This window comes from Pedococcus sp. 5OH_020, assembly GCF_027812955.1.
Classification (GTDB): Bacteria; Actinomycetota; Actinomycetes; order Actinomycetales; family Dermatophilaceae; genus Pedococcus.
Genome location: NZ_JAPYZV010000001.1, coordinates 177,041 through 197,058 on the forward strand (window position 1 = coordinate 177,041; position 20,018 = coordinate 197,058).

At 69.3% G+C, this 20,018-nt stretch carries 20 protein-coding genes and 1 pseudogene; 13 read left to right on the forward strand and 8 right to left on the reverse strand.

The window, feature by feature from the left end; genetic code table 11:
* Positions 1-24: 24 nt before the first annotated feature.
* The gene (locus tag PHA84_RS00795; RefSeq protein WP_333742165.1) at positions 25-1,239 is read right to left on the reverse strand and encodes an SGNH/GDSL hydrolase family protein; all 1,215 of its coding nucleotides are present in this window, start codon (positions 1,237-1,239) and stop codon (positions 25-27) included.
* 101 nt (positions 1,240-1,340) lie between these two features.
* Between PHA84_RS00795 and PHA84_RS00800 the strand changes: the two genes are divergently transcribed.
* The 3 genes from PHA84_RS00800 to PHA84_RS00810 all read left to right on the forward strand — a co-directional run bounded on the left by PHA84_RS00800 (position 1,341) and on the right by PHA84_RS00810 (position 3,577).
* Positions 1,341-2,717 (forward strand): cystathionine beta-synthase, encoded by a 1,377-nt coding sequence (locus tag PHA84_RS00800; RefSeq protein ID WP_270886179.1) that lies wholly within the window; start codon positions 1,341-1,343, stop codon positions 2,715-2,717.
* A 282-nt stretch (positions 2,718-2,999) separates the two neighbouring features.
* Positions 3,000-3,284 carry a hypothetical protein gene (locus tag PHA84_RS00805; protein ID WP_270886180.1) on the forward strand — a complete coding sequence of 95 codons (285 nt, stop codon included), beginning with the start codon at positions 3,000-3,002 and terminating at the stop codon, positions 3,282-3,284.
* A gap of 92 nt (positions 3,285-3,376) precedes the next feature.
* Positions 3,377-3,577 (forward strand): hypothetical protein, encoded by a 201-nt coding sequence (locus tag PHA84_RS00810; RefSeq protein WP_270886181.1) that lies wholly within the window; start codon positions 3,377-3,379, stop codon positions 3,575-3,577.
* A 33-nt stretch (positions 3,578-3,610) separates the two neighbouring features.
* Here PHA84_RS00810 and PHA84_RS00815 read toward each other — a convergent pair whose 3' ends face one another.
* Positions 3,611-4,501 carry a cobalamin-binding protein gene (locus PHA84_RS00815; protein WP_270886182.1) on the reverse strand — a complete coding sequence of 297 codons (891 nt, stop codon included), beginning with the start codon at positions 4,499-4,501 and terminating at the stop codon, positions 3,611-3,613.
* Between the two features lie 176 nt (positions 4,502-4,677).
* Between PHA84_RS00815 and PHA84_RS00820 the strand changes: the two genes are divergently transcribed.
* The 3 genes and pseudogenes from PHA84_RS00820 to PHA84_RS00830 form a co-directional block, all read left to right on the forward strand.
* A complete protein-coding gene (locus PHA84_RS00820; protein WP_270886183.1) occupies positions 4,678-6,141 on the forward strand; it encodes an MFS transporter in 1,464 nt (487 codons plus the stop codon).
* 12 nt (positions 6,142-6,153) lie between these two features.
* On the forward strand, positions 6,154-6,711 hold the full coding sequence (locus PHA84_RS00825; protein WP_270886184.1) for a universal stress protein: 558 nt from the start codon (positions 6,154-6,156) through the stop codon (positions 6,709-6,711).
* Between the two features lie 65 nt (positions 6,712-6,776).
* Positions 6,777-6,983: pseudogene (locus PHA84_RS00830) on the forward strand (J-domain-containing protein); the annotation flags it as partial.
* A gap of 33 nt (positions 6,984-7,016) precedes the next feature.
* Here PHA84_RS00830 and PHA84_RS00835 read toward each other — a convergent pair.
* Both PHA84_RS00835 and PHA84_RS00840 read right to left on the reverse strand, forming a co-directional pair.
* Positions 7,017-7,226, reverse strand: coding sequence for a hypothetical protein (locus PHA84_RS00835; RefSeq protein WP_270886703.1), 210 nt, complete (start codon positions 7,224-7,226; stop codon positions 7,017-7,019).
* A gap of 10 nt (positions 7,227-7,236) precedes the next feature.
* Entirely contained in the window at positions 7,237-7,746 is a 510-nt protein-coding gene (locus PHA84_RS00840; RefSeq protein ID WP_270886185.1) for a GNAT family N-acetyltransferase, read from the reverse strand.
* A 98-nt stretch (positions 7,747-7,844) separates the two neighbouring features.
* Here PHA84_RS00840 and PHA84_RS00845 point away from each other — a divergent pair, with 98 nt between their 5' ends.
* Positions 7,845-8,303 carry a lamin tail domain-containing protein gene (locus PHA84_RS00845; RefSeq protein WP_270886186.1) on the forward strand — a complete coding sequence of 153 codons (459 nt, stop codon included), beginning with the start codon at positions 7,845-7,847 and terminating at the stop codon, positions 8,301-8,303.
* Positions 8,304-8,306: 3 nt separating this feature from the next.
* On the opposite strand, the gene msrA is transcribed toward PHA84_RS00845, so the two are convergent.
* Positions 8,307-9,011 carry a peptide-methionine (S)-S-oxide reductase MsrA gene (gene msrA / locus PHA84_RS00850; protein WP_442952809.1) on the reverse strand — a complete coding sequence of 235 codons (705 nt, stop codon included), beginning with the start codon at positions 9,009-9,011 and terminating at the stop codon, positions 8,307-8,309.
* Positions 9,012-9,244: 233 nt separating this feature from the next.
* Between msrA and PHA84_RS00855 the strand changes: the two genes are divergently transcribed.
* Genes PHA84_RS00855 through PHA84_RS00865 form a run of 3 tightly spaced genes read left to right on the forward strand, consistent with a single transcriptional unit; the run spans position 9,245 to position 12,193 of the window.
* On the forward strand, positions 9,245-10,441 hold the full coding sequence (locus tag PHA84_RS00855; RefSeq protein WP_270886188.1) for a cystathionine gamma-synthase: 1,197 nt from the start codon (positions 9,245-9,247) through the stop codon (positions 10,439-10,441).
* Positions 10,442-10,453: 12 nt separating this feature from the next.
* Positions 10,454-11,773 carry a glutamate mutase L gene (locus PHA84_RS00860; protein ID WP_270886189.1) on the forward strand — a complete coding sequence of 440 codons (1,320 nt, stop codon included), beginning with the start codon at positions 10,454-10,456 and terminating at the stop codon, positions 11,771-11,773.
* 9 nt (positions 11,774-11,782) lie between these two features.
* Complete coding sequence (locus PHA84_RS00865) at positions 11,783-12,193, forward strand: VOC family protein (protein ID WP_270886190.1); 411 nt, start codon at positions 11,783-11,785, stop codon at positions 12,191-12,193.
* 92 nt (positions 12,194-12,285) lie between these two features.
* On the opposite strand, the gene PHA84_RS00870 is transcribed toward PHA84_RS00865, so the two are convergent.
* The 3 genes from PHA84_RS00870 to purU are packed head-to-tail and all read right to left on the reverse strand — an operon-like array spanning position 12,286 to position 14,926.
* The gene (locus tag PHA84_RS00870) at positions 12,286-12,918 is read right to left on the reverse strand and encodes an MBL fold metallo-hydrolase (protein ID WP_270886191.1); all 633 of its coding nucleotides are present in this window, start codon (positions 12,916-12,918) and stop codon (positions 12,286-12,288) included.
* Positions 12,915-14,000, reverse strand: a complete 1,086-nt coding sequence (locus PHA84_RS00875) for an S-(hydroxymethyl)mycothiol dehydrogenase (RefSeq protein WP_270886192.1) — start codon at positions 13,998-14,000, stop codon at positions 12,915-12,917. Before PHA84_RS00875 ends, PHA84_RS00870 begins: the two co-directional genes overlap by 4 nt.
* A 59-nt stretch (positions 14,001-14,059) precedes the next feature.
* Entirely contained in the window at positions 14,060-14,926 is an 867-nt protein-coding gene (purU, locus tag PHA84_RS00880) for a formyltetrahydrofolate deformylase (protein ID WP_270886193.1), read from the reverse strand.
* A 269-nt stretch (positions 14,927-15,195) separates the two neighbouring features.
* On the opposite strand from purU, the gene PHA84_RS00885 reads away from it, so the two are divergent.
* The 3 genes from PHA84_RS00885 to PHA84_RS00895 all read left to right on the forward strand — a co-directional run bounded on the left by PHA84_RS00885 (position 15,196) and on the right by PHA84_RS00895 (position 19,990).
* Positions 15,196-16,665, forward strand: a complete 1,470-nt coding sequence (locus tag PHA84_RS00885; RefSeq protein WP_270886194.1) for an aldehyde dehydrogenase family protein — start codon at positions 15,196-15,198, stop codon at positions 16,663-16,665.
* Positions 16,662-17,813, forward strand: coding sequence for a quaternary amine ABC transporter ATP-binding protein (locus PHA84_RS00890; protein ID WP_270886195.1), 1,152 nt, complete (start codon positions 16,662-16,664; stop codon positions 17,811-17,813). The genes PHA84_RS00885 and PHA84_RS00890 overlap by 4 nt, the downstream gene beginning before the upstream one ends.
* A gap of 191 nt (positions 17,814-18,004) precedes the next feature.
* Positions 18,005-19,990, forward strand: coding sequence for an ABC transporter permease (locus tag PHA84_RS00895; RefSeq protein WP_270886196.1), 1,986 nt, complete (start codon positions 18,005-18,007; stop codon positions 19,988-19,990).
* The last annotated feature ends 28 nt before the right edge of the window (positions 19,991-20,018 follow it).

Consider the following 20,018-nt stretch of genomic DNA (forward strand, 5'->3'; position numbering starts at 1 on the left):
GGCGACCAGCCGATGAGCGGTCGCTTAGTCCGACTCGATCGTATGCCGTGCCGGCGCGTCGCCGGATGTGGCCCTGCTCTCGTCGGCCTCCAGCTCCGGCGCTCCGAGGGAGGGGTCGACAGCCGCGCCACTGCTGGCGTCGACCGAGCCGCCCGCGACAGCGGTCAGAGCCCCGACAGGCCCGGGGGCAGGGACCGCCTTGTGCGGGCGACGCAGCAGTATGGCCCAGCGTCCACGCGGCCCGCGGCTCTGCCCGGCGATCTGCGTCGCGTGCACCTCGGTGCCGGGGTCCCGGACGGCGTACTCGGCCGCCACCGCGACGGGTCCGACGCCCTCGCCCCGTCGCGCATCGGGGGAGCGCTCGTCCTCTGAGCCGCTCGCCCAGACGCCCAGCGCCGCGTACACACTCGGCAGGAGGGCGGCGGCGGCACGGGCGTAGCCGGCCGGCGACGGGTGGAAGCGGTCCGCACTGAACATCTCGTGCGGCCGCTCCGCGAACTCCGGCCCCAGCAGGTCGCCCAGGGACACGGTCCGACCTCCAGCCTCCACCACCGCGACCGTCTGGGCCGCGGCCAGGTCGCGTGACCACCGGCGACCGATCAGTCGCAGGGGCTGGGGGATGGGCTGGATGGTGCCGAGGTCGGGACAGGTGCCCACGACCACCTCGGTCCCGAGGTCGCGGAGCCGGCGAACCGTCGTCTCCAGGTGGCGCACGGCCACCGCCTTGTCGATGCGGTGCGTGACGTCGTTCGCCCCGATCATGATGATGGCCACGTGTGGGCGCGGGACCTGGTCGACCGCGTTGGCGAGCTGCAGCTCCAGCCCCGAGGACTCCGCGCCGACGACCGCGGTGTTGGTGAGCCGCACGGGCCGCCCGGTCAGCGCCGAGACGCCTGTCGCGACGATGGCACCGACGGTCTGGTAGCGGTGGTCGGCGCCCATCCCCGCGGCCGAGGAGTCGCCGAGGACGAGCAGCTCCACCGGCTCACCCACGCCGGCGCCATACGTGCCGTTGTCGTCCGGGGAGCCGTCGAAGGGCTGGCCGACGACGCGTCGGGCCACCATCGCCTCGACCTTGAGCAGGCCGTAGCCCAGAGCCCCCAGCGTGCCGATACCCGCGGCCAGGCCACCGCCGCCGTACGCCGCCGTGGCAGCGATCCTGCGTGCCCTTCGGGCCCGGCCCATGACTGCTCCTTCCTGGTCTCGCACCCCTGCACCGGCAACGGTCAGCTGAGTCATGTCGTGCCCCCATTCCACCCCATCCGATGGTCTTCCTCCACGGGGCCCCCCGGCATCGTCCGTTTGCCCGACCGCTGTCCGCGATCTGCGAGGATGGGTCGGTGAAGTACGCAGAGCACATCGCCGATCTCGTCGGCAACACGCCCCTGGTCAAGCTGACCTCCGTGACGGAGGGCATCGCGGCCACCGTTCTCGCGAAGGTCGAGTACCTCAACCCCGGCGGGTCGGTGAAGGACCGGATCGCGCTGAAGATGGTGGAGGCGGCGGAGGCGTCCGGCGAGCTCAAGCCGGGTGGGACCATCGTGGAGCCCACCTCGGGCAACACCGGCGTCGGCCTGGCTCTGGTGGCTCAGCGCAGGGGCTACTCCTGTGTGTTCGTCTGTCCCGACAAGGTGAGCCAGGACAAGCGCGACGTGCTCAAGGCGTATGGCGCGCAGGTGGTGGTCTGCCCGACCGCCGTAGCGCCGGACCATCCGGACTCCTACTACCAGACCTCCGACCGCCTGGTCCGCGAGATCGAGGGTGCCTGGAAGCCCAACCAGTACGCCAACCCGATGGGTCCCGCATCGCACTACGAGACCACCGGTCCCGAGATCTGGACCGACACCGATGGCCGGGTCACCCACTTCGTCGCCGGCGTCGGTACGGGCGGCACGATCACCGGCACGGGCCGGTACCTGCGCGAGGTGTCTGACACCCGCGAGGGGGGCCGCGTCCAGATCATCGGTGCCGACCCTGAGGGCTCGGTGTACTCGGGTGGCACCGGGCGGCCCTACCTCGTCGAAGGGGTGGGCGAGGACTTCTGGCCGAGCGCCTACGACCCCAAGGTGGTCGACGAGGTCATCGCGGTCAGCGACGCGGACTCGTTCGCGATGACCCGCAGGCTGGCCAAGGAGGAGGGGCTGCTCGTCGGGGGCTCCTGCGGTATGGCCGTGGTCGCGGCGCTGCGGGCTGCCGAGGACCTGCCGTCGGACGCCGTCGTCGTCGTCCTGCTGCCGGACAGCGGTCGGGGCTACATGTCGAAGATCTTCAACGACGACTGGATGAGCTCCTACGGGTTCATGCGAGCGGCGAACCAGACCACGGTGGGGCAGCTCCTGCACAAGAAGGCGGGTGACCTGCCGGCGCTGGTGCACACGCACCCCACAGAGACCGTCCGCGACGCCATCGAGATCCTCCACCAGTACTCCGTGTCGCAGATGCCCGTCGTCAAGGCGGAACCTCCGGTGATGGCTGGGGAGGTAGCGGGCTCCGTGAGCGAACGGATGCTGCTCGAGCTGCTGTTCAACGGCACCGCGCACCTCACCGACCCGGTGGACAGGCACATGGAGCCGTCGCTGCCGTTCGTGGGCGCCGGCGAGCCCGCGTCCGTCGCGCGTCACGAGCTCGAGAATGCCGACGCCATCATGGTGGTCGAGGACGGGAAGCCGGTCGGCGTCCTCACCCGGGCGGACCTGCTCATCGCACTGGTCGACTGACCTGAGTGGCAGTGGTCGGCTTACCTGATGGCGCTGGTCGACTGGCCGGCCGAACGCGGAACCAACACGACCCGCAGCCGAATCGGTGGCAATAGCACGCCGGTCAGAAGTGCGCCAGGTGGTATTCGCAAGCTGAATAGAGCCCTTCCCGACCTCCCGCGCCGTCGACAGTCTTAGGGACGGCGGCGCACAGAGACGCAGCCCATCAGCGATGCGGCCTTCAACGCCATCGTCAAGCAGGCATGGCAGACGCGGTCTGTCACCGCAGCGCAGCGCTCGGCAGTGCTGACGCGGCCAGACCGTGCGGCCAGCACCATCGACCCGACGTCCGCAAGGCCCGACGACGAACTGCCCGGCTACGTGCCGGACCCCACCGAGGTGAAGGTGCCTCCGGTGCCACCGATGAACGGAACCGCCGAGGCTCTTGTGGCGGCGGGCGTGTCTAGCACCAGTAGGGACCGGTACATCGCCTACGACAACTGGCTCAACGTCGTCATCGCGCGCTACCACTTCGTGGTCGGATGGTCGTACAACGGGACCTCGGTCATCGGCCAGCCCAGCAGCTAGACCTACCTCGCGGACTGCAGTGGGAGCTGTACGAGCTACGGCATCACACAGAACAGCCAGTACCCGAACTACAGGATCGGAGGGAGTAAGGCATGATCCAGAACCTCACCCTGCGACTCATCATCGGTGTCGCGGTAGGCGTCGACGTGTGGTTCATCCTCCTGCAGCCGATGCACTTGGGTGGCGGCATCACGAACGTCGAAGTAGCCATCGTCCTGGTGCTGGCTGCGGCTGCGACGGTCGCTGCCACCGTCGGCCTCGGCCGGAAGTCCCGGGCAACCGTCAAGGACTGACTCACGACCCTCAGCGCGATCTCCGCGACGGGGCTAGACCAACCTGCGGGCCATATCCCGCCGCGGCGCAGGAGCCGACTCGGGGTGCAGGATGCCGGCGAGCGCCTCGATGCCATCCACCAGTCGCGGCCCGGGCCGGGCGAAGCTGGCGTTGGCGTCCACGGCCCACACCGGTACTCCGACGGGCAGCTGACCGGACTCCATCGCCTGGCGCGCCAGCTCCGCCGACCCGCTGAGGTCGTAGCCGCACGGGGCACACACCACGACTTCCGGGTCGCTGTCGCGCACCTCCGCCCACGTGACCCGTACCGACTTCTCGCCCGCTGTGCCCAGCGCACTGGTGCCGCCCGCGGCCGTCACCATCTCCGGGACCCAGTGACCGGGCGCGAAGGGAGGGTCGGTCCACTCGAGAACGAGTGCGCGCGGCGTCGAGAGCCCCTGCACGACCGTGGAGACCGCTGCCAACCGGTCTCTGAGCGTGCCGACCAGTCGAGCCCCCGCTTGCTGGCGACCGCTGGCCTTGGCGAGGGTCTCGATCGAGCCAAGGACCTCCTCCACAGTGTGAGGGTCGATGGTCAGGACCTCGGCGCGGCACCCCAGGTACGCCAGGGCGTCGTCCACGACGGAGACGTCCACAGCACACACGGCGCAGAGATCCTGCGTCACCACGAGGTCGGCGTCGAGGGAAGCCAGAGCGCCGGCGTCGAGGTGGTAAAGGTCCTCCCCCGCCGCCATGGCCCGCGTGACGAAGGCGTCGATCTCGGTCGCGGACAACCCCTGCGGGATCGCCGTGGTGGAGACGATTGCCCGCTCGCGTGCATTCGCAGGGGTGTCGCACTCGAACGTCACGCCCACCACCTGTGGACCGGCGCCGACGGCGAAAAGGATCTCCGTCGTCGACGGTAGCAACGACACGATGCGCATGCCGGGACCTTACGCCCAGGGCCCCATGGCCCCGCTCCGGGCGTGGCAGCCGGGACGCTCCCGACCGAGCACCAACGGCCTCATCTGTCTCGACGCGCCATTCCCGGAGGCCAGCGGTACCGTCCCGTTTTGAGGTGCTTTTGCGAGCCCAGAGTCGTACGAGCAAGGAGTGGTCAATGACGACAACTGCAGAATCCGGAGCAGTGCGCAGCCTCATCCCGTTCCGCATGGACCGGCTCCCGTGGGCGAGGTTCCACTGGATGGTCGTGGTCGGCCTCGGCGTGTCCTGGATCCTGGACGGTCTGGAGATCCAGCTCGTCTCGAACGCCGGCTTCCAAGAGACCCTGAAGATGTCGAGCACCGAGGTCGGCTTCGCCGGCACCATCTATCTCATCGGCCAGGTGGTCGGGGCCCTGACGTTCGGCAGGCTGACCGACACCTGGGGCCGCAAGAAGCTCTTCATCATCACCCTGGCCATCTACCTGATCGGCTCGGGGGTGGCCGGCCTGGCCTGGGCCCCGTGGTTCCTCTACGTATGGCGCTTCGTCGCGGGCATGGGCATCGGAGGCGAGTACACCGCGATCAACTCGGCGATCGACGAGCTGATCCCCGCGAAGTACCGCGGGCGCGTCGACATCGCGGTCAACGGGACCTACTGGGCCGGAGCGCTGCTCGGAGCCTTCGCCAGCTTCTGGCTCCTCAACCCCGAGCACGTCGACAAGAACATCGGCTGGCGCATCGCCTTCTTCATCGGCCCTGTGATGGGTCTGATCATCATCTGGCTGCGCCGCCACATCCCTGAGAGCCCGCGCTGGATGGTCACCCACGGGCAGGGCGAGGAGGCTGAGAAGATCGTCGACGAGATCGAGGCGTCGATGGAGGCCCGGGGGGTGACCCTGAAGCCGGTGGACGAGAGCAGAGCCATGCTCATCAAGCCGCGCGAGCACATCCCGTTCGGCGACCTCATGAACGTGTTCTTCAAGAAATATCCGTCGCGTACCGCCCTGGGGCTGACCATGATGATCACGCAGAGCTTCCTCTACAACGCGATCTTCTTCACGTACGCCTTGGTGCTCCAGAACTTCTACCACCTCGACAAGTCGGCCGCGGCCATCTACTTCATCCCGTTCGCGATCGGAAACCTGGCCGGCCCTCTGCTGCTCGGCCACCTGTTCGACACGATCGGCCGACGCAAGATGATCTTCGGGACGTACCTCATCGCCGGGCTCGTGCTGCTCGTGTCCGCCTTCCTCTTCAAGGCAGGCACGCTCAACGCCACGACGCACACGATCTTCTGGTGCGTCTCGTTCTTCTTCGCCTCCGCAGGCGCCTCGTCCGCGTACCTCACCGTCAGCGAGATCTTCCCCCTGGAGGTCCGCGGGCAGGCCATCTCGTACTTCTTCGCGATCGCCCAGGTCGTGGGTGCGCTCGGACCGGTCCTCTTCGGCGCGCTCGTTGGAGAGGGGAAGGAGCGCAACCCGCTGTTCTGGGGCTACATCCTTGCCTCGGTGATCATGATGGTCGGCGGCGTGGTGGCCATGAAGATCGGCGTGGACGCGGAAGGCAAGGGACTGGAGGACATCGCAGACCCGCTCAGCCGGGTCAGCGATGAGCCACCGCTCCAACCGGCTCGGGTCTAGGAGGAGGATGTGATGGCAGATCAGTCACAGCCCTACACCATCGTGGTGGGCGTCAGCGGCACGTCGAAGTCACCCACTGCACTTCACTGGGCAGCCGAGCTGGCGGCGCTGCGCGGGGGTCGGGTGGTCGCGGTGCGGGCGTGGCGCCCCACCGTGCCCCAGACCGCCTCGCGGGTGAACCCCGCTCCGCTCATCGAGGACCTGGCGACGGTGGAGGCGCAGCATCTGGCTGACCTGCAGGCCGACGTGGCAGAGGTGCTCGGCGCCGACCACGGCGTCGAGGTGCGACTCGTGCACGGTGGCCGTCGGACCGCCCTGCTCGCGGCGGCGCAGCACGCCGACCTCCTCGTGATCGACGCCCCCCGCAAGCTCGACCTGACGAACCTGCCGGGCTTCGCGCAGCGGCTCGTCTACAGCGCTCCCTGTCCCGTCGTGGTCATGCCGCCGAGGGTGTCCGGCGCGCCGAGGACTCCGCTGGAGCGGGTCGCGAGCACGGTGGTGCGAAACGTCGGCGAGGCTGCGGGACGTGCTGGCCGGGCAGGGCTCAGCCACCCGCAGCCGCCGGCATGAGCCGCGACTGCCGCGCGCTTCCCCTTATCTGGTGAGGCGAACGGCACCTGGTTATCGTGCGGGCCATGGAGCGGTTCGAGTCGCCGGTCGAGCGGGCGATCCGGGAGGCACAGGAGCGCGGGGAGTTCGACAACCTCCCGGGAGCCGGCAAGCCGCTCCGCAACCTGGGCAGTGCCGATGTGGACGACCCCGACTGGTGGGTCAAGGGGCTGCTGCAGCGAGAGCAGCTGGACCTCACCGGAGCCATGCCACCTGCTCTCGCTCTCCGGAAGGAGGCGGCCGGCTTTCCTGAGTCGCTGCTCGACCTACGCACCGAGGAGGGCGTGCGGGCCGTACTGGACGACTACAACCACCGGGTGAGAGCCGACCGGCTGCGGCCCGCAGTGGGACCGCTGCCCCCGCTGCTCGCGAAGACGGTCGACGTCGACGACCTGGCCGCGCAGTGGAGGAGCCTGCGTGAGGCCCGGCGGCTGGAGCTCCAGAGGCAGGCGCTCCAGCGTCGGGCCGCCGATCAACAGGAGCTGGTCAGGCAGGAGCCAGCGGGAGGAACATCACGTGCAGCCCGACGCGCCCGTGCCGGCTGGATTCGAAGGCTCCTGGGACGGTCCCGAGGATCTCGAAACCCAGTGCCTGCCACAGAAGGACAGCCGCCCGGTTCGTCTGCACGACCGCGTTGAACTGGATGCCGGCGTACCCCTGCGTCGCGGCCCACCTCACCATGTCCTCCGCTAGCGCCCGTCCGACGCCCTGGCCCCGCGCCCGCTCGGCCACCATGAAGCTCGCCGTCGCGATGTGGGCTCCCCGTCCGGGTCTGTTCGGCCCCATCTTGGCGCTGCCGAGCAGCGCCCCGGTGTCGTCCAGTGCCACGACGGTGCGGCCAGGGGGGCGCTCGAACCAGAGGGCGCCGATCTCGCTGTCCGACAGAGTCTCTGGGTAGGCGTAGGTCTCGCCGTCCGCGACGACGGCCCGAAACACAGGAAGGAATGCCGGAAGAAGGCCAGGAAGGTCCTCCTGCGACGCGTCACGGAGCTGCACGTGTCCGACGCTATCCCGCGGCCAGGTGCCTCGTCCGTTCGGCCGGTCCTTCGCGGGAGTGGCTGCGTGCGGCTGCACTCGCGGCTACCTTCGCCGGCATGGCCGCACGTCCTGTCCTCGCCTCCTGCCTCGCCGCACTCGCCGTGGCCGGAGGGGTTCTCGCCCTGCCGTCCACCGCGGAGGGCGCCACGCCGGCGATCAGGATCACGAAGATCTACTACAACTCGCCGGGAAGCGACACGGGCAGCAACACCAGTCTCAACGCCGAGTACGTCCGGATCACGAACAGAGGCACGACCAACCGCTCGCTCACCGGCTGGACCCTCAAGGACAAGCAGGGCTACACGTTCAGGTTCCCCACGTTCACCCTCAAGGCGGGGTACTCGGTCGTCATCCACACCGGCAAGGGCACCGCAAGCGCCACCAACCGGTACTACAACCGCGCCTGGTACGTCTGGAACAACACGGGCGACACGGCTTATCTGCGCGACGCAGGCGGGGTCCTCAAGGACAGCTGGGCCTTCACCGGCACGAGTGCCGGCTACGTCTCGCGCTGACCGTCAGCTCGACGCCGGGGCGATGTCCTGCTGCGCCGGCAGCTCGTCCTGACGGACGATCCCCACCGGGCAGGTCATGCCGTTGGGGCCGTGGTTGCAGTAGCCGCCCGGGTTCTTGTGCAGGTACTGCTGGTGGTAGTCCTCGGCGTAGTAGAAGGGCCCGGCGTCCTCCGCAGACCGCAGCTCCGTCGTGATGGTGCCGAACCCGTGGTCGGTCAGCACCTTCTGGAACGCCTCGCGGGTCGCCTCCGCGGCCCGCTGCTGGTCCGGCGTCGTCCAGTAGATCGCCGACCGGTATGCGGTGCCTATGTCGTTGCCCTGACGGTTGCCCTGCGTCGGGTCGTGGTTCTCCCAGAACTCCTTGAGGAGCAGCTCCGGGGTCGTCTTCTGCGGGTCGTAGGCCACGAGCACCGTCTCGGCATGACCGGTGCGACCCGTGCACGTCTCCTCGTACGTCGGGTTCGGGGTCAGACCGCCCATGTAGCCGGCCGCGGTGGCCACCACACCCGGCTGACGCCAGAAGATCCGCTCGGCCCCCCAGAAGCAGCCCATGGCCACGTAGAGGACGTCGGTACCCTCAGGCCACGGCCCCTCGACGGGGCTGTGCAGCACAACGTGCTCCGGTGAGATGCGGAAGGGGCGAGACTCCCGACCACGCAGCGCGTCCTCGGCGGTGGGCAGGGTCGTCTTCGCACGCGCTCCGAATATCACGCCCGTTCAACGCCGGCGCGCGCGGTGATGTTCCGAGCCGGGGGCGCACTGGCGGCCCGGGACGGCGCATGGTCGGCGTCTGGCGGCCCCCTGGACGCGGAGCTGGGCTTCCTGCGGGACACCTACCTGCGCGAGTCGCAGAAGGTGCTGTGCGCTGTGGCCGGTTCTGGACGCCGAGCGCCCCCGGAGGCGCACCGCCAGCCGACGTCCGCCGGGTTAGCCTTGCCGGCATGAGCGAGCAGAGCGGCAGCGTCGAGCCCACGGGTTTCTCCACCCGAGCGATCCACGCGGGGCAGGAGCCGGACGCGGCCACCGGCGCCGTGATCACCCCGATCTACCAGGTGTCGACGTACAAGCAGGACGGCATCGGAGGCTTCCGCGGCGGCTATGAGTACAGCCGTTCCGCCAACCCCACGCGCACGGCGCTCGAGGGCTGCATCGCGGCTCTCGAGGGAGGGGACCGGGGGTTCGCCTTCTCCTCCGGGCTCGCCGGGCAGGACACCGTGCTTCGGGCGCTGCTGAGGCCGGGGGACCACGTCGTCGTGCCGAGCGACGCCTACGGAGGCACGTACCGCCTCTTCAACACGGTGCTGACCAGCTGGGGGGTCGAGCACACCATCGCCCCGATGGGCGATCTGGACGCGGTGCGTACTGCCGTTCGGCCCGGGCGTACCCGCATGCTGTGGGTCGAGACACCCACCAACCCGCTGCTCGGCATCGCCGACATCGCGGCTCTCGCCGTGCTCGCCCATGACGCGGGCGCTCTGCTGGTCGTGGACAACACCTTCGCATCGCCCTACCTCCAGCAGCCGCTGAGCGTGGGGGCGGACATCGTCACGCATTCGACGACCAAGTACTGCGGCGGCCACTCGGACGTCGTGGGTGGAGCCGTGGTCGTCGGCCGGGACATCGTCGTGCCCGGCTTCGAGGACGCCGCCGACCGGGTGGCCTTCCACCAGAACTCGATGGGCGCAGTTGCGGGCCCGTTCGACTCGTGGCTTGTGCTGCGAGGCCTCAAGACGCTGGCGCTGCGGATGGAGAAGCACAGCGACAACGCCGAGCGCGTGGTCGAGCTGCTCGCGTCCCACCCGGCGGTGAGCGCGGTGCACTACCCCGGGCTCGAGACCCACCCCGGGCACGAGGTCGCCCGGCGCCAGATGAAGCGCTTCGGTGGGATGGTCTCGTTCCAGCTCAAGGCGGGGGAGGACGTCGCGGTCAAGGTGTGCGGCGAGACCGAGCTTTTCACCCTCGGAGAGTCCCTGGGTGGCGTGGAGTCGCTCATCGAGCACCCCGCGAGGATGACACACGCGTCCGTCGCAGGCACGGAGCTCGAGGTCCCGGGCGACCTGATCCGGCTGTCGGTCGGCATCGAGGACGCCGACGACCTCGTGGCAGACCTCAAGCAGGCGCTCGACCGGCTCGGCTGAGGAGCCCCGGCCATGGGGGGCGTTCTGTGCCTGGACTTCGGGTCGACGTTCACCAAGGCCGTGCTCGTGGACCACACCGGTGAGCTCCTCGCGACGCACGCGACCCCGACCACGAGCGGGAGCGACGTCCTGGTCGGCTACCGGGCTCTTCGCGGCGAGCTGTCGGCGCATGGCGCCGTCGACCGTGTGCTGGCCTGTTCCAGTGCGGGCGGCGGCCTGCGCCTCGCCGTGGTCGGCTACGAGCGTGAGGTCACCGCCGAGGCGGGACATCGTGTGGGGCTCAGCGCCGGTGCCCGCGTCTGCCACGTGGCTTCCGGGCCACTGGACGCGGAAGGCGTGACGGCCCTCGGTGCCGCCCGTCCCGACCTGGTCCTGCTGGTCGGCGGTACGGACGGAGGCAACGCGGACGTATTGCGGCACAACGCCGCCCGCCTGGCCGGGGCACGCATCGCCGCACCCATCGTGGTGGCGGGGAACCGGGAGGCGCGTGCCGAGGTGGCGGGGCTGCTGGAGGATGCGGGGCGGCGGTTCGTCCTGGCCGACAACGTGCTTCCCTCGATCGGCGTGGTCACCCCGGGGTCGGCTCGTGCCGCCATCCGGCAGGTGTTCCTGGAGCATGTCATCGGCGGCAAGGGGCTCTCGCGCGACCCGGAGTTCGCCGCGATGGTCCGGGCGCCGACGCCGGACGCCGTCCTGGACGGTGTCGAGCTGCTCGCCGAGCAGCTCGACACGGACGTCCTCGTGGTCGACATCGGCGGCGCGACCACCGACGTCTACTCGGCGCTGCGCCCCCAGGGGGAGGACGCCGGCCGGGCCAGGGACGTCGTCGCCCCGCTGTGGCAGGCCCGGACAGTCGAGGCCGACCTCGGGATGCGGTGGAACGCCGAAGGCATCGTCGAGGCCTGCCACCGGGAGGGGCTCGCGCTACCCCAGGGAGCCGAGGCGTACGCCGCGAAGCTCGGAGGCGAGCCCGGCCACCTGCCCGCGATGACCGCCGAGCACGAGTGGGACGTCGAGCTCGCGCGCGCTGCGGCGCTCGTGGCCGTCCGGCGGCACGCCCGTCCGAGCGCGCCCGGAGCGAGCCCCCGACCGCTGGCGGACGTCGGGGTCCTCGTGGGATCCGGTGGGGTGCTCCGGCACTTCTGTCCCGAGGCGCGCGACGGCATCCTGGTCTCGGTACTCCGCGACCACGCGGGAGGTTGGCGGGTGCCTCGTGACGCGAGCGTCGTGACGGACCTCTGCGGCGTGCTGTTCGCCGTCGGGCTGCTCGGGCGGGAGCATCCAGCCGCGGCCAGGCGGCTCGTGCAGGCGGTTGTCGGTGCGCCGTCGTAGCGTCGGGCCATGACTCAGACACCCCAGATGAAGCCTCTGCTCGACCTGGTCGTCCTGGACTGTCCCCAGCCTCGGGAGCTCGCGGCGTTCTACTCGCAGATCCTCGGCTGGCCCATCGAGGAAGGCTCGTCCGACGACTTCGTCACCCTGACGCCCTCCCGTGACCCGGGTGACACGGACAGGCCGGCTGGCCGCATCAGCCTGGCGTTCCAGCAGGTGGAGGACTACCAGCCGCCGACCTGGCCGGAGGGGCCCAGACCACAGCACTTCCACCTCGACCTGGCCGTGTCGGACCTCGACGCTGCCGAGCCTGCTGTGCTCGGGGCCGGCGCCACCCGGCACGAGCACCAGCCCTCGGAGAACGGGTCCTTCCGGGTGTATCTGGACCCGGCGGGACACCCCTTCTGCCTCGTCTCCTGAGACCACCCCTGCTGCGTCGTCTCGGCTGGGACCTGTCCTTCGGCGCCAGCTCGGCTGACACGACCCCTCAGCGGCAGCGGCTCCTGCCAGGGTCAGTGGCCGCGGTCGACCCACTCCTGCAGCTGCGGGGCCTCCGCGCCGATCGTGGTGTCCGCGCCATGGCCGGTGTGGACGACGGTCTCCTCCGGCAGTGTCAGCAGCCGGCTCGAGATCGACTCGATGATGGTCGGGAAGTCGCTGAAGGAGCGGCCAGTAGCACCGGGTCCTCCCTGAAACAGCGTGTCGCCGGTGAAGACCACACCGAGCGCAGGCACGTGGAAGCTGCACGCGCCGGGTGTGTGTCCAGGTGTGTGCAGGACACGCACCGATGTGCCGGCCACCTCCAGGTCCTGTGCGTCGGCCAGCTCACGGTCTGGCGGGAACGAGTGGACGCGGTCCCACAGCATCCGATCGGCCGGATGCAGCCAGGACGCTGCCGAAGTGTGCGTGCGTACGTCGCCCACGACGCCGATGTGGTCGTCATGGGCGTGGGTGAGCAGGATCGCCTGGACCCGGCGCTGGTCCACCGACTCGATGATGGGGACCGCGTCGTGAGCCGCGTCGATGATCACGCACTCGTCGTCGTCACCCACGACCCAGACGTTGTTCTCGACCTCCCAGCTGCCGCCGTCAAGGTTGAACGTGCCGGAGGTGACGACCCGCTCGACGCGCAGGGAACCGCTCACAGCGTGACCACCGAACGCAGAACCTCGCCGCGGTGCATCTTCTCGAACGCTGTCTCCACCTCGTCCAGGCTGATGGTCTCCGAGACGAAGGCGCCCAGATCGAACCGGCCCTGGCGGAAGAGGTCCACGAGCATCGGGAAGTCCCGGCTCGGGAGGCAGTCGCCGTACCAGGACGACTTCAGCGAGCCACCCCGGCCGAAGACGTCGATCAGCGGCAGCGTCACCTGCATCTGCGGGTTCGGTACCCCGACCAGCACGACCGTGCCGGCGAGGTCCCTGGCGTAGAAGGCCTGGAGGTAGGTCTCCGGCCGTCCCACCGCGTCCACCACGACGTCTGCCCCGAAGCCGCCGGTGATCTTCCGGATGGCCTCCACAGGGTCCTGAGCGCTGCTGTCGACCGTATGGGTCGCCCCGAAGCCCGATGCCCAGCCGAGCTTCCGGTCGTCGATGTCGACCGCGATGATCGTCGTCGCGCCAGCCACCCTGGCGCCCGCGATGGCTGCATTTCCGACGCCTCCGCAGCCGATCACGGCGACGGAGTCGCCGCGGCTGACGGCGCCGGTGTTGACTGCGGCGCCGAACCCCGCCATGACCCCGCAGCCGAGAAGCCCGACCGCCGTCGCGTCCGCCTCCGGGTCGACCTTGGTGCACTGCCCCGCAGCAACGAGGGTCTTCTCGATGAAGGCTCCGATGCCCAGTGCGGGTGACAGCTCCGTGCCGTCGACCAGGGTCATCTTCTGGGTCGCGTTGTGCGTGTTGAAGCAGTACTGCGGCTTGCCCTTCGCGCAGGCCCTGCACTGCCCGCATACGGCGCGCCAGTTCAGCACCACGAAGTCGCCCGGGGCTACCTCGGTGACGCCTTCGCCCACCGACTCCACCACTCCGGCAGCCTCGTGTCCGAGAAGGAAGGGGAACTCGTCGTTGATGCCTCCCTCTCGGTAGTGCAGGTCGGTGTGGCAGACGCCGCAGCTGTGGATCTTCACCACGGCCTCGCCGGGCCCAGGGTCCGGCACGACGATGTCGACGACCTCGACGGGCGCCCCCTTGGCGCGGGCGATGACTCCCTTGACGGTGGCTGACATGAGCTGGCTCCTTCGGGACGTGGACAGGTTGGGAAAGGGCTCGGGCGCGAGGTGCGCCCTCAGCGGAACACGACGGTACGGCTCTGCCCGAGCAGGACGCGGTGCTCACTGTGCCAGGTGAGTGCCCTCGCGAGGACCTGGACCTCGACGTCGCGGCCGGCGGCAACGAGCTCGTCGGGCTCGAGGGAGTGCTCCACCCGCGCGACGTCCTGCTCGATGATCGGCCCCTCGTCGAGATCGGGGGTGACGTAGTGAGCCGTCGCGCCGATGAGCTTGACGCCCCGAGCGTGTGCCTGGTGGTACGGCTTGGCACCCTTGAAGCTCGGCAGGAAGGAGTGATGGATGTTGATCACCCGACCTTCGAGCTTCGTGCAGAGGTCGTTGGACAGCACCTGCATGTACCGCGCCAGGACGACCAGGTCGATCTCCAGCTCGTCCACCAGCTGCAGGAGGCGCGTCTCGGCCTCCTCCTTGTTCTGCGGCGTGACGGGGATGTAGTGGAACGGCACCCCGTGTGCCGCTGCGAGGTCCTCGAAGTCTCGGTGGTTGGAGACGACCGCCGGAATCTCGACGTTGAGAGCACCGATGCGCGCCCGGAACAGCAGGTCGTTGAGGCAGTGCCCGAACCGCGAGACGAGAAGGAGGGTCCGGATGGGGGTCGCCGCGTCGTTGATCTGCCAGGACATCTGGAACGCCTGGGCCACTCTGGCGAACCCGTCCCGGAGATCCGTGAGGGAGCCGTTCTCGACGCCGAACTGCACGCGCATGAAGAACTGGTCCGTCAGCCGGTCGTCGAACTGTTGGCTCTGGCTGATGTTGCCGCCGTGCTGGACCAGGAAGCTGCTCACGGCGTAGACGATTCCCGGAGTGTCCGGGCACCGCAGCGTGAGGACGTACTCGCGGCCAGCTGCAGGACGAGGTGCCATCCGATTCTCCAAACGGTGCGTAATACACAACACGATGAGCGATACGCAACAGTGTGCCGGGTTGGCGCAGCAGGGGTCAAGGGGCGGCGTCGGCGGCCACACAGGCTTCCGCGTACCCTCCTCGGCGGGCGCGCCACGGACCGGACGATGTCGGTCCGAGTCTTGACAGGTCGCATTCTGCGGGACCACTCTGTTGCACAACAAGCATTCAGGTGCGCGATGTGCAACAACATCACTGCCGCGCCTCCCCCCTGCGGAAGGGTCCCCGAGTGCCAGAGCTCTACGTGGACGGCGAGTGGGTAGAACCTGTCGCCGCAGACCATCGAGACATTCGATGTCCGGCCGACGGACGGCACGTCGCGACCGTCTCGGAAGCGAGCGCAGCCGACACCGTCAAAGCCATCGCCGCCGCCCGCCGGGCCTTCGACGAGGGCCCGTGGCCCCGCACCGCAGAGCTCGAACGAGGTGCGTTGCTGCTGCGCACCGCGGACCTCCTGCTGCGGGACAAGGCGGAGTTCGCGCGGGCCGAGAGCCTCGACACCGGCAAGCGGCTGGTGGAGGCCGAGTACGACATCGACGACGTCGTCAGCTGCCTGCGCTACTACGGCGGCATCGCGGGCACCGACGCGGGGCGGGTCATCGATACCGGCCGCGACGACGCCATCAGCCGGGTGGTGCACGAGCCGGTCGGCGTCTGCGGCCTCATCACCCCCTGGAACTACCCGCTGCTCCAGACCTCCTGGAAGGTCGCTCCGGCACTCCTGGCCGGCAACACCTTCGTCCTCAAACCCAGTGAGCTGACGCCGTCAACCGCCATCCTGTTGATGCGCAGCCTCGAGGAGGCGGGGCTTCCCCGCGGCGTCGGCAACCTCGTGCTGGGTGCCGGCGACCGCGTCGGGGCGCCGCTTGCGGAGCACGCTGACGTGGACCTCGTCTCCTTCACCGGCGGCGTCGACACCGGCCGGTGGATCATGGCCGCGGCGGCACAGACGGTGAAGAAGGTCGCCCTGGAGCTCGGCGGCAAGAACCCCAACATCATCTTCGCGGACGCCGACCTGGAGACCGCCGTGGACTTCGCGCTCACGGCGGTGTTCCTGCACTCCGGCCAGGTGTGCTCCGCCGGGTCACGCCTCATCGTGCAGGACGAGGTGCACGACGCCGTCGTGGACGAGGTGGTCAGGCGCGCTGACTCCATCCGGCTCGGTGGACCGTTCGACAGCCGAGCCGAGACCGGCGCGCTGATCTCCGCAGCACACCTCGAGAAGGTGGCCAGCTACGTCAAGGCCGGCATCGCCGAAGGCGCCGTACTGCGGTGTGGCGGCTTCCGTCCTGAGACCGGGGCGTTGAAGGACGGCTACTTCTACCGGCCGACAGTGCTCGACGAGTGCAGTACGGGTATGCGGGTCGTCCAGGAGGAGTCCTTCGGTCCGGTGCTCACTGTGGAGCGCTTCACGGACGAGGCCGACGCCGTACGGATCGCGAACGACACGATGTACGGCTTGGCCGGCGCGGTGTGGACCCAGGACGGCGGCAAGGCGCAGCGGGTCGCACAGGGGCTGCGGCACGGGACGGTGTGGATCAACGACTACCACCCCTACGTCCCCCAGGCGGAGTGGGGTGGCTTCAAGCACTCCGGCATCGGGCGGGAGCTGGGCCACGCCGGCCTGGCCGAGTATCGCGAGACCAAGCACATCTGGCAGAACATCCGCCCCTCGGTCCAGAGGTGGTTCAGCGGATGACGATCCCGTCGCAGTTCACCGAGCCGGCCCAGTCCAGTGAGCCCAGTGCAGGAGAGACCATGACCACGGCGATCCCGGAAGAGCTCGTCCAGTCCCCATCCCTCGAGGCCAAGGCCACGGCCGGCGCTCCGGCACCCGTGATCTCGGTGCAGAACCTGTGGAAGGTCTTCGGCGCCAACGCCGACGGGGTGCCACGGTCCGAGGAGCTGCGGGCCTTGCCGCGCAAGGAGCTGAAGCAGCGCACTGGGTGTGTCGCCGCAGTCTGCGACCTCAGCTTCGACGTGGCGCCGGGGGAGGTGTTCGTCGTCATGGGCCTGTCCGGGTCGGGCAAGTCCACCCTCGTCCGCTGCCTGACCCGGCTCATCGAGCCCACTGCCGGACGGGTGCTCTTCAAGGGCGACGACATCCTGCAGGCCAACGAGCGGTCGCTGCGTGAGCTACGCCGGCACAACATCGCCATGGTCTTCCAGCACTTCGGGCTGCTGCCGCACCGCCGGGTCGCCGACAACGTGTCCTACGGGCTGGAGATCCGGGGGGCGGGCAAGAAGGAGCGCTCCCAGCGGGCGGCGGAGGTCATCGACCTCGTGGGACTGTCCGGGTACGAGAGCTCCTTCCCCGACCAGCTCTCCGGGGGTATGCAGCAACGCGTCGGTCTCGCACGGGCGCTGGCTGGCGACCCCGAGGTGCTCCTCTTCGACGAGCCGTTCTCGGCGCTCGACCCCCTGATCCGGCGTGACATGCAGAACGAGGTCATCCGGCTGCACCACGAGGTCGGCAAGACGATGGTGTTCATCACGCACGACCTGTCCGAGGCGCTCAAGCTGGGCGACCGGATCCTCATCATGCGGGATGGAAGGCTGGTGCAGGTGGGGACCGGCGCCGAGCTGGTCGGCGCGCCGGCCGACGACTACGTCCGCGACTTCGTCCGCGAGGTGCCGCGATCCCACGTCCTGACTCTGCGCTGGATCATGCGGCCGGTACAACCGGACGACCAGCTGGACGGCCCCGAGTTCGGTCCGGAGGTCGTGGTGCGTGAGGCGGTCCGAGCTGTGCTGGAGTCGGAGCGACCCATCAAGGTCGTCGAGGACGGCCGGCTGCTCGGCGTCGTGGGGAACGCCGAGATCCTGGCCGTGGTGGCCGAGTCATGACCAGTCGCTCGTGTCCTCAGGCGGTCGTCGCATGACCATGCTGAACCGGCCCTGCTCCTCGGCCTTGCGGGCCTCGCTCCTTCGTCGCTCGTGTCCTCAGGCGGTCGTCGCATGACCATGCTGAATTGGCCCTGCTCCTCGGCCTTGCGGGCCTCGCTCCTTCGTCGCTCGTGTCCTCAGGCGGTCGTCGCATGACCAGCATCGCGCTGGTCCGGACGGGGATCCGCCCCTTCCGTGGAGCCATCGTCACCGCGCTGCTGCTGGTGTGGCTCGTCGGCTTCACCGTCCTGCACGGCCAGGACACCCTTGCCCTCGGCGCGGCCGACACCACCCCACTGCATGGCCGGCTCAACGACCTCAACGACGCGGTCGGCGCGAACCGCAACAGCAACCCGCTGTTCCTGTACTTCTTCAACGAGATCCGGCTCGTGGTCGACCAGCTCACCACGTTCATCTCCTCCCTGGTCTCCCAGCCGGCATTCGGACGACCCGTCCCCCTCATCGGGTGGCTCGGCGTGGTGGCCCTGGTCGGCTTCGGGTCCTGGGCGCTGGGCAACCTCAAGGTTGGGCTGCTCGCCGCCGCTGGGTTCACCTTCATGGGGCTGCAGGGGCTCTGGCAGCAGAGCATGGACACCTTCGCGCTCACGCTGTCGGCGGTGCTCGTGGCGCTGCTCGTCGGCATACCGCTAGGGATCTGGGCGGGAGTCTCGGACAGGGTGAACCGGATCGTCACCCCCGTACTCGACTTCATGCAGACGATGCCGACCTTCGTCTACCTGGCGCCACTCACGCTCGTCTTTCTGATCGGCCCGGCGTCCGCTGTCATCGCGACGCTGATCTACGCCGCCCCGCCGGTCATCCGCATCGCGGCACACGGCATCCGGCAGTCGCCCAAGGAGACGCTCGAGGCTGCGCAGTCGCTCGGCGCCACCCGGTCGCAGACGCTGCGCCAGGTGATGCTGCCACTGGCCAAGCGCACCATCGTCATCGGTGTGAACCAGACCATCATGGCCGCCCTCTCGATGGTCACCATCGCCGCGCTCATCGACGCGCCGGGCCTCGGCAGGGTCGTCCTGCGCTCCCTGCAGTCGCTGGACGTCGGGACCGCGTTCAACGCAGGCCTGTCCATCGTCATCATGGCCATCGTCTTCGACAGGGTCACGACGGCGGCCAGTGTCCGTGTCGAGCGAGCCCGGCGGACGACGAGCAGGATCCCAGCCAGGGTGCGCAAGGTGGCGCTGCTCGTGGGTGGAGCGGTCACGGCCGTCTGCCTCTACCTGTCCTACACCTTCGTCTGGGCCGCCGAGTTCCCCACCGATTTCGACGTCGGCAGCCCGATCAGTCGTGCCGCCTCGGCCGTCACGGACTGGGCCCAGCTGCACCTGAGCGCGCTGACGAGCGACTTCAAGGAGCTGGTCACCAACAGCCTCCTCAACCCGTTCCAGAGCCTCCTGACCGACTCGCCATGGTGGCTGTTGTTCGCCGTGCTGGTCGGCATCGCCGCCGTCGCAGGCAGCGTCCGGACCGCCGTGACGACGGCCCTATGTCTGGCACTCATCGTCGGCACCGGCTTGTGGTTCGACGCCATGACCACCCTTGCCGCGACGCTCGTCGCGACGGTCGCCGTCATGGCACTGGGCCTCGTCCTCGGCGTGTGGATGGGCCGGAGCGTCAGGGTCGACCGGGTCATCAGGCCCGTACTGGATGCGGCGCAGACCATGCCGTCCTTCGTCTACCTCGTCCCCTTCGTCGCGCTGTTCGCGGCCAGCCGGTTCACCGGTATCGCGGCCGCGGTGGTGTATGCGGCGCCCGTGGCGATCAAGATCATCGCCGACGGGATTGCCGCCGTGTCGCCCACGACGATGGAGGCGGCCACCGCGGCCGGTTCGAGCAGCTGGCAGGTCATCACCAAGGTCCAGCTGCCGATGTCGCTCGGCACCCTCGCGCTCGCCATGAACCAGGGCCTCATCTACGTGCTGTCCATGGTCGTCGTCGGCGGCCTCGTCGGCGGTGGCGCCCTCGGGTACGACGTCGTGGCCGGCTTCCGTCAGAACGCGCTCTTCGGCAAGGGCCTGGCTGCCGGTCTGGCGATCGTGCTGCTCGGCATCATGCTCGACCGGATCACGCAGTCGGTCGCCAGCCGCGCCCAGGCGACCACCGACCACGTTCGTCACTAGCCGGCGCTGCAGGCACGCCACCTCAAGC